Raw genomic sequence first — 14,989 nt, forward strand, 5'->3', positions numbered from 1 at the left:
CCGGTGCCGGCCCATATGTCGTATGGCGATCAATCCAAGCGTGTTAGCAGCGCAGTGAACATCGGGCGGAGGCGGAGCAGTTCCTCGCGGTGGGTGGCCGAAAGCTGCTCGAGCAGCTCGCCCGCCCGGGGCGTCAGCCCGATCAGCGCCTGGCGCCGGTCGCTTTCCGAGATGGAGCGGGCGACGAGGCCGAGCGCTTCGAGCCGTTCGATCAGGCCCGAGGCGCTGTGCGGCTTGATCACCAGGCGTTCGGCGACATAGCCGATCGTCACCTGCTCCGCCGGCGCGCCGCGGATCGCGAGCAGCGCCTGATGCTGCTGGGCGGTCAGCCCTTGTTCCGCCGCGCGCCGCTCGCTGAACACCAGGAACATACGGAGCGCGTGCCGGAAATCGGCGAGTGCGGCATAATCGACGGGATCGGAAACTTCCCCGGCCATGATCTTCCTTCGTTGACTATATCGTGTTGCGATATATTTGCGCGGCGCGGAGGAACTGTTCCATGTCAAAACCCCCTGTGCAAGCCGCGGTACGGCTTGCCGATTACAGTGCCGACTGGCGGATGGCGATGCTGGCTGCGGCCGCGCTGGTGGTGGGCACCGGCGGTGCGCTGGGGGCTTGGGTCCTCGTCAAGCTGATCGCGGTCGCCACCAACCTGTTCTGGTTCGGCGAGCTTTCGGCTGCGGCGCGCGAGATCACGGACAATCATCTAGGGCTTTGGGTGGCGGCGATCCCGGTGCTGGGCGCGTTGCTGATCGGGGTGATGGCGCGCTTCGGATCGGAGAAGATCCGTGGCCATGGCATCCCCGAGGCGATCGAGGCGATCCTCTATGGCGAGAGCAGGCTCTCCCTGAAGGTGGCGCTGCTCAAGCCGCTTTCCTCGGCGATCTCTATCGGCAGCGGCGGGCCTTTCGGTGCGGAGGGGCCGATCATCATGACCGGCGGCGCAATCGGATCGCTGTTCGCGCAATGCTTCCATCTGAGCGCCGCCGAACGGAAGACGCTGCTCGTCGCCGGCGCCGCGGCGGGGATGACCGGGATCTTCGGCACGCCGCTGGCCGCGATCCTGCTCGCGATCGAAGTGCTGCTGTTCGAATGGAAGCCGCGCAGCTTCGTGCCGGTGGTGGTGGCGGTGCTGGTATGCTTCGCCTGGCGGCCGCTGTTGTTCGATGCCGGCCCGCTTTTCCCCTTCGCGCTCGGCGGCGTGGCCGACAGCGGCATGATGCTGGGGCTGGCGCTCGGCCTGGGGCTGCTCGTCGGGCTGGAGGCGGCGTTTCTCTCGCAATTGCTATACCGGGTCGAGGACCTGTTCCACCGGCTGCCGGTGCACTGGATGTGGTGGCCGGCGATCGGCGCGGTAGTGGTCGGCCTCGGCGGATTGATCGACGCGCATGTGCTGGGCGCGGGCTATGGCAATATCCAGAACCTGCTCGATGGCGGGCTGGCGGTGCGCGCCGTACTGGCGCTGCTGCTGGTCAAGGCGGTGGTGTGGCTGGTGGCGCTGGGATCGGGCACGTCGGGCGGCGTGCTCGCGCCGCTGCTGACGCTGGGCGGTGCGCTCGGCTATCTGGTCGGGCTGTGGCTGCCGGGGACGCCGGGGTTCTGGGCGATGATCGGCATGGCGGGGATCATGAGCGGTGCGATGCGGGCACCGCTGACCGGCGCGCTGTTCGCCGCCGAGCTGACCGGGCATTTCGACATGCTGCCGCTGGCCGCCGCCGCCTCGACCGGCGCCTATGCGGTGAGCGTGCTGGTGATGCGCCGATCGATCCTGACCGAGAAGATCGCGCGGCGCGGGCGGCACATCCTGCAGGAATATACCGTGGATCCGCTCGACTTCCTCCAGGCGGGCGATGTGATGACGCGCGAGCCGACCACGCTGCCGGGCTGCATGCAGGTGGAAGGCGCGGTGGAGTTCTTCGCCGGGCAGGCGGCGCATCGTAGCTATCCGGTGGTGGATGGCGAGGAGAGGCTGCTCGGGCTGGTCTCGCGCAGCGATGCGCTGCGCTGGCAGACCGAAGGGCGGATGTGGGAGTCGACGCTGGCCGATATCCTGTCCGACGCGTCGCAGCCCTGCGCCTTTCCCGACACGCCGATCGGGGTGGTGGCGGACCTGATGGTGGAAACCGGCGTGGGGCGCATCCCGATCGTCGAGCGCTGGAGCAACCGGGTGGTGGGGATATTGTCGCGGCACGACCTGCTCAAGGCGCGGAGCCTGAAGCGGAAGGACGAGCTGGGGCGGGGCCGGGGGTTCGGCGGCCGATAGTGACGGATTCCGTAGCGGTATGCGCATTGGGCAAGCCTGATCGAACATAAACTATCGTCGGTCGCGGAACTGTCACCTTCCCGCAGCGCGATCGTCACCGACCGCGCTCAACGGACCCCTCGAACAGGGCATGCTGCAGCTGCGAAGCCCTGTCGTGCGCGCCGCTCGGCGCGTGCCCAGGACATAAGGGGTCGACAATGCGAACCGTACGCACGCTTGGGATGCTCGGCATCTCCGCGCTTTCCTTCACCATCGCCAATGCAGCGCACGCGCAGAGCGCGGCGGACGACGCCGAGACCGAGATCGTCGTGTCGGGCCAGCGCGCCAGCCAGCAGCGCGCGATCGACGCCAAGCGTACTGCGATCGGCATCCTTGATGTCGCTGCCGCCGACGAGATGGGCCGGCTGCCGGATCGCAACGTCTCCGAGGTGGTGGAGCACCTCCCGGGCGTCGGCGTCACCTATGACCAGGGCGAGGGCCGTTATGTCGCGATCCGCGGCGTGCCGTCGAACCTCAACAACTACACGCTGAACGGGATGGAGATCGGTAACCCCGACGGCACCACCCGTTCGCTGCCGCTCGACATCGTCTCGGGCCAGCTGCTCAACCGGGTCGAGGTCTCCAAGGTCAAGACCGCGGACATGGACGGGCAGGGGATCGGCGGCACGATCAACCTGGTCTCGCAGACCGCGTTCGACTTCAGGGAGGCCTTCGCCTTCTCGGCCAGCGTCAAGGCGGGCTATCAGGAGCTGAACAAGAAGGTGCCGGTGCAGGGCGACGCCAGCATCGCGGCGCGCTTCGGTGCCGATGAGCAGTTCGGCCTGGTGCTGGGCGTCAGCTATTCCTATCGCGACTTCAACAGCGAGGGCTTCTATCCCGACAACTGGAAGCCTGACGCCCGGTTCGCACGCGGCGGCACGCCGGACAACATCAAGTACACCGAATATTCGCTGGCCCGCCGCCGTCTGGGCGGCACCGGCTCGTTCGACTGGCATCCGAGCGATCGCCAGACCCTCTATGTCCGCGGCTTCTATTCGAAGTTCACCGAGGACGAGATCCGTCCGCGCTACCGGCTGGACTTCACCACCACGGCCTTCACCGTCAATCCGGACGGCCTGACCGGCTTCGCCAATGGCGTGGCGAGCAGCGCCACCGGCACCCCTGGTTCGGGGCCGGAGCGCCGCGAGGACCTGCGCCTCGACTACAAGGCCAAGTGGCTCGCCAGCGGCATGGTCGGCGGCACGACCGAGTTCGACGGCTTCAAGCTGGCCTATGAGGGCGGCTACAGCCGCAACCAGACGCTCGACCAGTTCCCGATCTGGCAGTTCCGCTGCAATCCGGGCCGCGTCACCTTCGACTTCAGCGAACCGCTGTACGTGGCGAAGCCGGACACCGAGTGCACCGCCAACCAGATGCAGTTCCGGCAATATCAGTATTCGCACCAGCTCAACGACGAGACGATCTGGCAGGGCAAGATCGACGGCACGATCGATGTGAGCGACATCGGCTTCGTCAAGTTCGGCGCCAAGTACCGCAACACCGACCGCAGCTTCGACCAGGACACGCCGACCTGGGTGCGCGCCTCGGCGACGGCGAACCGCTGGACGCTCGGCCAGTACAACCTCGGTGGCGCCGCGGTGTGCGTCTATCCCGACAATACCGGCCGCTGCTTCAGCAATGGCCCGACCTTCGACATCCCGGCACTGCAGGCGTTCACCGCCCAGCATCTGGGCGATGCGCTGATGCCGCTCGACGCCGCGACCACGCTCGCCAACAATAGCCTGTCCGACTTCCGGCTGAAGGAGAAGGTGTGGGCCGGCTATGTGATGGCCAATCTCACCTTTGGCGCGGTCACCGTGACGCCGGGCCTGCGCTACGAGCACACCAGCCTGGACGACCGCGGCAATGCGCTGAGGGGCGGCTCGGCGATCGTGCCCGTGGCAACGAAGAACAGCTATGACGACTTCTTGCCGTCGCTGGTCGTCAAGATCGCGCCGTCGGACCGGGTGATCGTCCGCCTGGCCTATTCGCGCAGCCTCGGCCGGCCGGAATATTCGAGCCTCAATCCCGGCGGCTCGATCAGCGCGCTGGGCACCGACAACAGTGCCTCGTTCGGCAATCCGAACCTGAAGCCCTATCGCGCCGACAATCTCGACGCGACCGCGGAATGGTACTTCGCACCGGGCGGCCTGTTCAGCGTCGGCGCCTTCGCCAAGTTCATCAAGAACCCGATCTTCAGCCAGGCCACGGTGCTGACCAACGCGACGATCCTGGGCGTCACCTATCCCACGATCAGCGTCAGCCAGCCGTTCAACGCCGACAAGGGCGACATCATCGGCATCGAGGCGCAGTACCAGCAGCAGTTCACTTTCCTGCCGGGGCTGCTCTCGGGCCTGGGCGTGCAGCTGACCGGCACGCTGACCGACTCGAACCTGAAGCTGCCAAACGGGCGGACCTCGACCTTCCCGAGTCAGTCGCGCTATCTCTACGGCGCGGAACTCTTCTACCAGCGCGGGCCGGTGGAAGCGTCGGTTGCCTATCACAATACCGGCCATGCGCTGATCGCGGTCGGTGATCCTGCATATAACGACCAGTATAATGACGATCTGCGCCGCCTCGACGCCAAGGCGAGCGTCGCGATCCTCAAGGGCGTGCGCATCTTTGCCGAAGCGCAGAATCTGACCGATGAGCCGACTCGCCAATACCAGGCCGGCAACCCGAACTGGATCATCCAGAACGAGCGCTATGGGCGGACCTTCTACATGGGCGTGTCGGCGAAGTTCTGATGCTGATCGCCTCGCTCCTGCTCCTGGCCGCCGCACCCGGTGGCCAGGATGCATCGCCGCCGCTGCGCGAAGCTCCCACGCTCGCCCCGGCCCAAGTCACCGCGCGCTGGCCCGCCGAGGAAGCCAAGCAGGGCGTCGTCGCCGATGCCCGGCATTTCTATGCGATCAGCAACAATCTGATCGGCAAGTACGACAAGAAGACCGGCAAGCGGATTGCGCGCTGGGAGGGCGACAAAAGGCTCTACCCGCACATGAACTCCTGCGTGATCGACGCCGCGATGCTGGTTTGCGCGGCGTCCAACTATCCCGCGGTGCCGATGGCGAGCGCGGTCGAGTTCTTCGACACGCGCACGATGCAGCATGTGAAGAGCGTCGCGCTGGCGCCGTTTCCGGGCTCGCTGACCTGGATCGAGCGCAAGGGCGACAAATGGTGGGCGATGTTCGCCAACTATCCCGCCGATCATGGCGGCGAAGGCGGGCGCGATCATCGCTGGACGGTGCTGATGGAGCTGGATGCGCAGTTCCAGCCGCTCCGTTCCTGGCATTTCCCGCCCGAGTTGCTCGCCCGCTTCGCGCCGATGAGCAGCTCGGGCGGCTCCTGGGGCAAGGACGGGCTGCTCTATGTGACCGGCCACGACCGGCCCGAGCTTTATGCCGTTAAGCTGCCCGAGGCGGGCACGCTGCTCGAATGGGTGGCGACGGTGCCGATCTCGACCAATGGCCAGGCGGTCACCTGGGACCCGGTGCAGCCGCGCACGCTCTGGTCGATCGAGCGCAAGGCGCGACAGGTGGTGGCGAGCCGGATACCGGCGGTGCGCTGAGTGCCGCAGGCCGCTCTGATCTATTGCCATAACTGCTCCCCGGCGAAAGCCGGGGCACAGGGTTTCTCTGCCGTCTCGCTCTGTTACCCTGGGCCCCGGCTTTCGCCGGGGAACAAGGGCGGGGAGCAGTTTGCAAAAGAACAGCGTGCAAAAGAAAAGGGGGAGCGTCGCCGCTCCCCCTTCGCATTTCCGGTGATGCCGAAGGATTAGGCCCAGGCAGCCATCTTGGCTTCGAGGTTCTCGCGGATCGCCTCGAAGAACTGCTCGGTGGTCATCCAGGGCTGATCCGGACCGATCAGGATCGCGAGATCCTTGGTCATCTTGCCGCTCTCGACGGTCTCGATGCAGACCTGCTCGAGCGTCTCGGCGAAGCGGGTGACGTCCGGGGTGTTGTCGAACTTGCCGCGGAACGACAGGCCCTGGGTCCAGGCGAAGATCGACGCGATCGGGTTGGTCGAGGTCGCCTTGCCCTGCTGGTGCATGCGGTAGTGACGGGTGACGGTGCCGTGGGCGGCTTCCGCCTCGATCGTCTTGCCGTCCGGCGACATCAGCACCGAGGTCATCAGGCCGAGCGAGCCGAAGCCCTGCGCGACGGTGTCCGACTGGACGTCGCCGTCATAGTTCTTGCAGGCCCAGACGAACTTGCCCGACCACTTGAGCGCCGAGGCGACCATGTCGTCGATCAGGCGGTGCTCGTAGACGATGCCGGCGGCCTTGAACTTGTCGGCGAACTCGGCGTCGAAGGTCTCCTGGAACAGGTCCTTGAAGCGGCCGTCATAGGCCTTGAGGATCGTGTTCTTGGTCGAGAGATACAGCGGCCAGCCGCGATCGAGCGCATAGTTCATGCTCGCCTTGGCGAAGTCGCGGATCGACTCGTCGAGGTTGTACATGCCCATGGCAACGCCGGCGCTCGGGAAGTCGAACACTTCATATTCGAGCTCGTCGCCATTGGTGCCGACCCACTTCATCGTGAGCTTGCCGGCGCCCGGGACCTTGAAATCGGTCGCGCGGTACTGGTCGCCGAACGCGTGACGGCCGACGACGATCGGGTCAGTCCAGCCCGGGACGAGGCGGGGAACGTTCTTGATCACGATCGGCTCGCGGAACACGACACCGCCCAGGATGTTGCGGATCGTGCCGTTCGGCGACTTCCACATTTTCTTGAGCTTGAATTCCTCGACGCGGGCCTCGTCCGGGGTGATCGTGGCGCACTTCACGCCGACGCCGTACTGCTGGATCGCCTTGGCGGAATCGATCGTCACCTGGTCGTCGGTCGCGTCGCGATTCTCGACCGAGAGGTCGTAGTACTTCAGATCGATGTCGAGGTACGGCTTGATCAGGCGCTCACGGATCCACTGCCAGATGATCCGCGTCATTTCGTCGCCGTCGATCTCCACGACGGGCGTTGCAACCTTGATCTTCGCCATTGCTCGCTGTTCCTTTTAAAGGGTTTGGGCGAGCGTCTAGGAGGATGGGGCGGGGGGATCAAGCCACCCCTCGGGGATCGATCTCAGCTCGTCGCTGATGCGCCCCCGAATATTTCTCCGTCATCCTCGCGAAGGCGGGGATCCAGAGTCGCGAGGGACATCGCTCCGTTACCCTAGATCCCCGCCTTCGCGGGGATGACGGGAAGGAAGCTCAGTCGTTCCAGGCCCACCAGAGCTGCGCGGGCGGGATATTGATCCATTCCATGGCGTGATCGATGTGCGACCAGTGCGGGGTGAGGAAGTTCTTCACGCGCGGGTTGTACTGGTAGACCAGGAAAGCGCCGCCCTTGCGGATGATCTCGCGGGTCGCCTTGGCGATCGCGTCGCCCACGCCCGGCGGCAAGGTCGAGAAGGGCAGCCCCGAGGCGATGTAATCGGCATGCTCGAAGCCGTGATCGGCGACGATCTGCTTCACGTCCGCCGCCGAGCCCTGGATCGCGATCAGGCGCGGATCGGGGATGCTCTGCTTCAGGTAGCGGATGAAATCGGGGTTGGTGTCGATCACGATCAGCTTCGCGTCGGGTGCGAGTCGATCGAGGATCGGGCGGGTGAAGGTGCCGACGCCCGGGCCGTACTCGACGAACAGCTTGGTGTTCTCCCAGTCGACCGGGGCGAGCATCTTGTTGATCACGAAGCGGGAGGAGGGCGCCACCGCGCCGACCATCACTGGCCGCTTGAGGAATCCCCGGAAGAACATGCCCCAGGGCGACGGTGCGCCGGCGGGGCGGCGGTTACGCGTACGGGCCTTGGCGGCGGTGGAAGCGGGCATGGGCGACCTTATTACAATTTGGGGACAGTCGCGGCATTTGGGCAATTCGAACGAACATGCAAGCGGCGTGGTTGCATTTCACCGCATCCGAGTGGTTCAGTTGTGGGCAAGTTAGGGTACGTCATCCTTCTTCGCATAGGAGGGAGGACGCATGATCCTAACGATGATGGCGCTGTTGCTGGCGGTGCAGCAGCAGCGCGAGCCCGATATCGCGCGGCTGGAGATGCTGAGCACGGCGGACAGATTCGATCCGATCACCGACGCGGAGCTGGTCGCGGTGGTCAAGGCGCCGTTCGATCCGAAAAGCGAGGTGCGCACATGGAAGCTTGCGGTGGGGCTGCACCGCGGCGTGCCAGTGGTCGCCACCTACACCTGCTCGGACTTGTGCCCCGACAATACCAAGCGAATCATCCGCTACAACGTGACCGCCGGTGCGGCGTGCGACCGGGTGGGCGGAGTCTCAAAGGACATTGTCGTGCCCAAGGGGATCGGCGTTGGGCCTCGGCGCTATTGCCTGCCGGCGGTAACGGCCCCGTTCCAGAACTAGGAGGGATAGAGCGGGCTCCACACGCGTTGTGTTGACCGCGACACGCAGCTAGAGCCTACCGATGGCATCTATTGACAAGCCCCCGCTCGGCACCCCCACGGTGAAGTGGCGTTTCCCCGACATTCACCCCGAGGGCCGCAAATATGTGGCGATCGCCGCTGCGATCGCGTTGCTCAGCCTTTTCGTGTTCGATTTCATCACTTGGCCTTTGGTGTTCCTCACCTTCGGCGTCGCGGCCTTCTTCCGCGATCCGATCCGCGTGACGCCGCAGGGCGAGGGGATGCTGATCGCCCCGGCCGACGGGCTGGTCACGATGATCCAGCGCGTCGAGCTGCCGCCCGAGCTGCGCGGTCCGCAGGCGCTGGGCGAGGCGCCGATGGTGCGCGTGTCGATCTTCATGAGCGTGTTCGACGTGCACGTGAACCGCACGCCGATCACCGGCACGATCCGCCACGTCATCTATATCTCCGGCCGCTTCCTCAACGCCGACCTCGACAAGGCGAGCGAGGAGAATGAGCGCCAGCACTTCATCGTCGAGGACCGGAACGGGCTGCGCATCGGTTTCACCCAGATCGCCGGCCTGGTCGCGCGGCGCATCGTCAGCTTCACCAAGCCGGGCGACATGGTCGTGGCTGGCCAGCGCGTCGGCCTGATCCGCTTCGGCAGCCGCGTCGACGTGTTCCTGCCCGAGGATTATGCAGCCCAGGTCACGCTCGGCCAGCGCACGATCGCGGGCGAGACGGTCATCGCCAAGAAGGGGGCCGCGGCCGTCAGCGGCATCTCGCAGTGAGCGACCGGCGCGGCGACACGCGGCTGCCGCGCACGCTGCGGCCGCGCCGCATGCGGCGGATGCGGCCGGTGCGCGGCATCCCGCTGCGCGCCATCGCGCCCAATGCGGTGACCGCGCTGGCGCTGTGTTCGGGATTGACCGCGATACGGTTTGCCATCGACGGAAAATGGGAACTGGCGGTTCTCATGGTCCTGATCGCGGGTTTGCTCGACGGCATCGACGGCAAGATCGCCCGGATGATGCGCGGCGAGAGCCGGTTCGGTGCCGAGCTGGACAGCCTGTCCGACGCGATCTCGTTCGGCGTCGCGCCGGCGCTGATCCTTTATCTCTGGTCGCTGCAGACGATCGGCCGGTTCGGCTGGATGATCGCGCTGGTCCATGCCCTGTTCTGCGCGCTGCGCCTGGCGCGGTTCAACGCGCAGATCGACGCCGAGGAGCAGCCACACAAGTCGGCGGGCTTCCTCACCGGCGTGCCCGCCCCCGCGGCAGCGGTGCTGGCCTTGCTGCCGCTCTATCTCTGGCTGTTCACCGACGAGCCGCATTTGCGCTCGCCGGCGGTGGTGGCGCCCTGGACGGCGTTCATCGCGGTGCTGATGATCTCGAGCGTCGCGACCTTCGCGCCGCATGTCCGCCTGAAGCAGCGCATCCGCTTCGAGGCGATCGCCGTGCTGGTCGTACTGGTTGCGGCGCTGGTCGCCGCACCCTGGCCGACGCTGGCGGTGATCGCGATCCTGTACCTGGTCTCGATCCCGTTCAGCGTGCGGAGCTACCGCAAGGTCAGGCAGCTGCGCGCAGCGGGAACGGTGCGGGGCGGCGCGCCGGACTAGCGTAGCGTACGGTGACACGGCTGGGCACCAGCTCGGGCAGCGGGCGGGCAACGTTGCGACCGAGTAGCTCGCGCATGCGGGGAAGCTGGCCAGCCACCGAGGTGGCGATCGTCCAGAGGGAAACCGCGAAAGCGGTGCCGAGCAGCAGATAAGCGAACAGCGAAACCATAAAGACTTCCTCCTGGGCGAGGGACCGCTCCAGATGCCGGACCAATGTCCGGCGGGCTGGCTGCGTTCCTTGAACCGCTTATGTACGGTTAATGTTCCGCGGATGTTCCATTGTCAACACCAAATGGAACAAAAGTGAACAAAGGCGTCCCGCGCCGTACGCAGAGGAAGATGGGGCCGCCGCCGCGGAGGCCCATTCGCACCTTCGTATGAAGCTGATGGGAACAGGCGGTTGCGCTCGTCCGCGCTTTCGGCTAGGGGCGCCGCCTCAACCCCGCATGGGAAGCATCATAACCCGGTGCCGAACGCCGTTCGGTCACTCGCTTCCCAGAGGAACAACCGGAAGGAGTTATCCCTATGGCGGCACCCGTCGTCACCCTGCAGCAGCTGCTCGAATCGGGCGCGCACTTCGGTCACCAGACCCACCGCTGGAACCCGAAGATGAAGCCCTACATCTTCGGCGAGCGCAACGGCGTTCACATCATCGACCTCTCGCAGACCGTGCCGCTCTTCGCGCGCGCTCTCGAGTTCGTGAACTCGACCGTCGCCGCCGGCGGCAAGGTCCTGTTCGTCGGCACCAAGCGCCAGGCGCAGGAGCCGATCGCCGAGGCAGCCCGCCGCGCGAACCAGCACTTCGTCAACCATCGCTGGCTGGGCGGCATGCTCACCAACTGGAAGACCATCTCGCAGTCGATCAAGCGCCTCAAGACGCTCGAGGAGCAGCTGTCGGGCGACACGCACGGCCTGACCAAGAAGGAAGTGCTGCAGCTCACCCGTGAACGCGACAAGCTCGAGCTCTCGCTCGGCGGCATCCGTGACATGGGCGGCCTGCCCGACGTGATGTTCGTGATCGACGCGAACAAGGAAGAGCTGGCGATCAAGGAAGCCAACACGCTTGGCATCCCCGTCGTCGCGATCCTCGACTCGAACGTCAGCCCGGACGGCATCGCCTTCCCGGTTCCGGCGAACGACGACGCCTCGCGCGCCATCCGCCTGTACTGCGAAGCGATCGCCATCGCGGCGACCCGCGGCAACCAGGACCGCCAGGCGAGCTTCGGCGTCGACCTGGGCGCCCAGGAAGTCGCTCCGGTCGAGCCGGCCCTGACCGAGGTTTCGGAGCAGGCCGTCGAGGGCGAGCGTCAGATCGACGCGTAAGTTGAAACTGGCTGTCTTCGAACTGACATAGGCGCGCACTAGGCGGCCGTCAGTTCGAAGGCGCCGATCCTTTCTCCCGTTCGTGCTGCGTTTGTCGAAGCACCGTCTTCCTTCCGGCGCCCGGCAAGAGAGAACGGACCTTCGACAAGCGCAGGGCGAACGGGTTTTACATAGATGGCCGGGCTACGCCCCGGCTGCCAGCTAGAGGAATTGAACATGGCCGAGATCACCGCAGCAGCCGTGAAGGAACTCCGCGAGAAGAGCGGCGCCGGCATGATGGACTGCAAGAAGGCGCTGGCCGAGACCAATGGCGACATGGAAGCCGCAGTCGACTGGCTGCGCACCAAGGGCCTCGCCGCCGCTGCCAAGAAGTCGAGCCGCACCGCCGCTGAAGGCCTGGTCGGCCTCGAAGTCTCGGGCACCAAGGGCGTGGCCGTCGAAGTCAACTCGCAGACCGACTTCGTCGCCAAGAACGAGATCTTCCAGACCTTCGTTCGCGACGTGACCTCGGTCGCGCTCGAGCTGGGCGACGATCTCGAGACGATCAAGGCGGCTCCGCTGCCCGCCGGCACCGTCGAGGAAGTGCTGACCAACAACATCTCGACGATCGGCGAGAACCAGGTTCTCCGCCGCGCCAAGAAGGTCGAAGTCGCCAACGGTGCGGTGATCCCGTACGTCCACAACGCCGCGGCTCCGGGCCTGGGCAAGATCGGCGTGCTCGTCGCGCTCGAGTCGGACGCCGCTGCCGACGTGCTCGAGCCGCTCGGCAAGCAGATCGCGATGCACATCGCGGCTGCCTTCCCGCTGGCGCTGTCGGTCGAGGACCTCGATCCGGAGCTGGTCGAGCGTGAGGCCGCGATCCTGCGCGAGAAGAACGCCGACAAGATCGTCGGCAAGTCGGCCGAGGTTGCGGAGAAGATCCTCAACGGGCCGATCGAGAAGTTCAAGAAGGAGAACGCGCTCCTCACCCAGCTCTTCGTGATGGACGGCAAGACCCCGGTCGCCGACGTCATCGCCAAGGCGGGCAAGGACGCCGGCGCCTCGATCGTGCTGAAGGACTATGTCCGCTTCCAGCTCGGCGAAGGCATCGAGAAGGAAGAGAGCGACTTCGCCGCCGAAGTGGCTGCGACCGCTGGTCTCACCAAGTAAGGTCTTCCCGGACCTGAATGCGCGGGCGCTGTCACCCCAGGGTGGCGGCGCCCGTTTGCGTTTCCGGGCGTCGCCCGGTTGCCGCCGCGGCATCGACCCTCTCGACAATGTTCGCTTGGTTTCCTACCAATCTAATACCACTATCGGCAGGAGCCTTGTTCATGCGCATGTCCCGTTCCCTTCACGTTGGTGTCGTCATAGGGCGGGGTGCCGTGCTGGCTCTGGCGATGGGGAGCGCGATGCCTGCGCTCGCGCAGGTCTCGACCGCGCCCGCCATCTTCCCGACGCCGGCGGCGATGCGGCTGACCGGGCCGGACTTCGCACTGGGCGAGACGGTGGTGCTCGTGCGGGCGAAGGGCGTGGATGCGGCGACCGAGAAGCTGGTCCGCGAGGTCCTCGCCACCGGCGGCGTACGCGAGATCCGGGTTGCGGCGGCGCTGCCGAAGCGGCTCGACGCGACCTATGTGGTGATCGGCGGGGGCGATGCGGCGCCGGTCCGCGATGCGCTGGCCCGAACGGGCGCGACGATGCCCGAGCAGGACGAGGGCTATGCGCTGGCCAGCCAGACGAGCGACGGCGGCGCGCTGGTGGTGCTGGCGGGCAGGGACGGGGACGGGCTCTATCATGCCGCGCAGAGCTTCCGGCAGATCGTGGCGCGCGGGCGCGTGTCCTCGGTCACCGTCTCCGATTATCCAGCGATGCCGGTGCGCGGCACGATCGAGGGCTTTTACGGCAAGCCCTGGTCGATGGCCGAGCGGGAGGAGCACATCGCGTTCCTCGCCCGGTTCAAGGCCAACACCTATATCTACAGCCCGAAGGACGATGTGTTCGCCCGCGACAAGTGGCGCGAGGCCTATCCCGCCGACACGCTGCAGGCGCTGGGCAAGGTAGTGGACGCCGCCAATCGCGAGCATGTCAATTTCATCTATGCGATCTCGCCCGGGCCCTCGATCTGTTACAGCGATCCGAAGGATCTGGAGGCGGTGCGCCGCAAGTTCGCCGCGCTGCGTGGGCTGGGCGTGCGCAGCTTCTACGTCGCGCTCGACGACATCGAATATACCAAGTGGAACTGCCCGGCCGACGAAGCGGCGTTCGGCGCGCCCGGCCAGAAGGCGGCGGCCGCTGCGCAGGCCAGCCTGCTCAACGCGGTCCAGGGTGATCTCGCGGCGGCCGGCCATGGCTCGCTGACCATGGTGCCGACCGAATATTACAACACCACCGAATCGCCCTACAAGGCGGAGCTGCGCAAGGCGCTCGATCCGCGTGTGGTGGTGCAGTGGACCGGGACCGATACGGTGCCGGCCGCGATCTCGGTCGCCGATGCCAAAAGCGCGACCAAGGCGTTCGGCCGCAAGACCCTGCTCTGGGACAATTACCCGGTGAACGATTATGGCGAGACCGCCGGGCGGCTGCTTCTGGCGCCCTATGACCGGCGCCAGGCCGGGCTTTCGACCGAGCTGGGCGGCATCGTCTCCAACCCGATGAACCAGGAAGTGGCGAGCCGTCCTGCGGTGACCGGCGTGCTGGCCTTTTCGTGGAACGACCGCAATTACGATGCCCAGCGCACCTGGCGCGCGGCGGCGTTCTACCTGGCCGGCGGCGATGCCGGGACGGCCGAGGCGCTGCTCACCTTCTTCGACACCCAGCATGTCGCGCCCACTTTCGGCCATCAGCCCTGGCAGCCCCAGGCGCCGAAGCTCAAGGCGCTGATCGACACTGCGCGCGACGCGCTGGCGGACAATGATCCGCATGCGATCGCCAGATCGCTCGGCGCGCTGGGTGACGCTGCCGACGCCCTGACGGCAGCGCCCGACCGGATCCGCGCCGGCGTGGTCATGCCGGGCTTCGTCCGCGAGGCAGGGCCGTGGCTCGATGCTGCCGAGCTCTGGGGCCGCGCGCTGCGCCTGACCGTGGACGGCCTGACCGCTGCCCGCGCCGGCCAGCCGGGCGCGGCGCGCGCCTTCGCCGCTGCGGCTGAGCTGGCGAAGAAGGCCGCGGCGATTCGCTCGATCCCAGGCGCCACGCGTCCCGAAGGGCCGATAAAGGTTTCGGACGGCGTGCTGGACCGCTTCATCGCCGATGCGCCGGGGTTGGTCTATCTGGCGCCTGCACCCAGGAACTAGGATACCTTGTTCCCCGGTGAAAGCCGGGGCCCAGGGTCACGAGCGACACGGCAGAGAAACCCTGGGCCCCGGCTTTCGCCGGGGAACTGGAAAGTACTCGCGCA

General features: G+C 66.3%; 13 protein-coding genes. 9 read left to right on the top strand and 4 right to left on the bottom strand.

What is annotated here, in order from left to right; translation table 11 throughout:
- Positions 1-29: 29 nt before the first annotated feature.
- Positions 30-437 carry a MarR family winged helix-turn-helix transcriptional regulator gene (locus J2W22_RS14795; RefSeq protein ID WP_307119001.1) on the bottom strand — a complete coding sequence of 136 codons (408 nt, stop codon included), beginning with the start codon at positions 435-437 and terminating at the stop codon, positions 30-32.
- A gap of 62 nt (positions 438-499) precedes the next feature.
- Between J2W22_RS14795 and J2W22_RS14800 the strand changes: the two genes are divergently transcribed.
- The 3 genes from J2W22_RS14800 (at position 500) to J2W22_RS14810 (ending at position 5,870) form a co-directional block, all read left to right on the top strand.
- Positions 500-2,263 carry a chloride channel protein gene (locus tag J2W22_RS14800; protein WP_307119002.1) on the top strand — a complete coding sequence of 588 codons (1,764 nt, stop codon included), beginning with the start codon at positions 500-502 and terminating at the stop codon, positions 2,261-2,263.
- A gap of 197 nt (positions 2,264-2,460) precedes the next feature.
- Entirely contained in the window at positions 2,461-5,049 is a 2,589-nt protein-coding gene (locus tag J2W22_RS14805; protein ID WP_307119003.1) for a TonB-dependent receptor, read from the top strand.
- Complete coding sequence (locus J2W22_RS14810) at positions 5,049-5,870, top strand: hypothetical protein (protein ID WP_307119004.1); 822 nt, start codon at positions 5,049-5,051, stop codon at positions 5,868-5,870. The genes J2W22_RS14805 and J2W22_RS14810 overlap by 1 nt, the downstream gene beginning before the upstream one ends.
- A 206-nt stretch (positions 5,871-6,076) precedes the next feature.
- Here the strand turns inward: J2W22_RS14810 and J2W22_RS14815 are convergent, their stop codons facing one another.
- Together J2W22_RS14815 and J2W22_RS14820 are read right to left on the bottom strand one after the other, a co-directional pair.
- Positions 6,077-7,297 (bottom strand): NADP-dependent isocitrate dehydrogenase, encoded by a 1,221-nt coding sequence (locus J2W22_RS14815; RefSeq protein ID WP_307119005.1) that lies wholly within the window; start codon positions 7,295-7,297, stop codon positions 6,077-6,079.
- 211 nt (positions 7,298-7,508) lie between these two features.
- Positions 7,509-8,126: a class I SAM-dependent methyltransferase gene (locus J2W22_RS14820; protein WP_307119006.1), complete on the bottom strand. Its 618-nt coding sequence runs from the start codon at positions 8,124-8,126 to the stop codon at positions 7,509-7,511.
- 151 nt (positions 8,127-8,277) lie between these two features.
- Here J2W22_RS14820 and J2W22_RS14825 point away from each other — a divergent pair, with 151 nt between their 5' ends.
- From J2W22_RS14825 to J2W22_RS14835, 3 genes are all read left to right on the top strand, one after another.
- Entirely contained in the window at positions 8,278-8,673 is a 396-nt protein-coding gene (locus tag J2W22_RS14825) for a hypothetical protein (RefSeq protein WP_307119007.1), read from the top strand.
- A 61-nt stretch (positions 8,674-8,734) separates the two neighbouring features.
- Entirely contained in the window at positions 8,735-9,463 is a 729-nt protein-coding gene (locus tag J2W22_RS14830) for a phosphatidylserine decarboxylase (protein WP_307119008.1), read from the top strand.
- A gap of 50 nt (positions 9,464-9,513) precedes the next feature.
- The gene (locus tag J2W22_RS14835; RefSeq protein WP_307119593.1) at positions 9,514-10,290 is read left to right on the top strand and encodes a CDP-alcohol phosphatidyltransferase family protein; all 777 of its coding nucleotides are present in this window, start codon (positions 9,514-9,516) and stop codon (positions 10,288-10,290) included.
- Here the strand turns inward: J2W22_RS14835 and J2W22_RS14840 are convergent.
- A complete protein-coding gene (locus tag J2W22_RS14840) occupies positions 10,241-10,459 on the bottom strand; it encodes a hypothetical protein (RefSeq protein WP_307119009.1) in 219 nt (72 codons plus the stop codon). The two genes, J2W22_RS14835 and J2W22_RS14840, sit on opposite strands and share 50 nt — an antisense overlap.
- A gap of 356 nt (positions 10,460-10,815) precedes the next feature.
- Here J2W22_RS14840 and rpsB point away from each other — a divergent pair, with 356 nt between their 5' ends.
- The 3 genes from rpsB to J2W22_RS14855 all read left to right on the top strand — a co-directional run bounded on the left by rpsB (position 10,816) and on the right by J2W22_RS14855 (position 14,885).
- Entirely contained in the window at positions 10,816-11,613 is a 798-nt protein-coding gene (gene rpsB, locus J2W22_RS14845; protein WP_307119010.1) for a 30S ribosomal protein S2, read from the top strand.
- A 216-nt stretch (positions 11,614-11,829) separates the two neighbouring features.
- The gene (gene tsf, locus J2W22_RS14850; protein ID WP_307119011.1) at positions 11,830-12,762 is read left to right on the top strand and encodes a translation elongation factor Ts; all 933 of its coding nucleotides are present in this window, start codon (positions 11,830-11,832) and stop codon (positions 12,760-12,762) included.
- Between the two features lie 239 nt (positions 12,763-13,001).
- A complete protein-coding gene (locus J2W22_RS14855; protein WP_307119012.1) occupies positions 13,002-14,885 on the top strand; it encodes a beta-N-acetylhexosaminidase family protein in 1,884 nt (627 codons plus the stop codon).
- Positions 14,886-14,989 lie beyond the last annotated feature (104 nt).

The sequence above is a fragment of the Sphingomonas kyeonggiensis genome (assembly GCF_030812785.1).
GTDB classification, from domain to species: Bacteria; Pseudomonadota; Alphaproteobacteria; order Sphingomonadales; family Sphingomonadaceae; genus Sphingomonas; species Sphingomonas kyeonggiensis_B.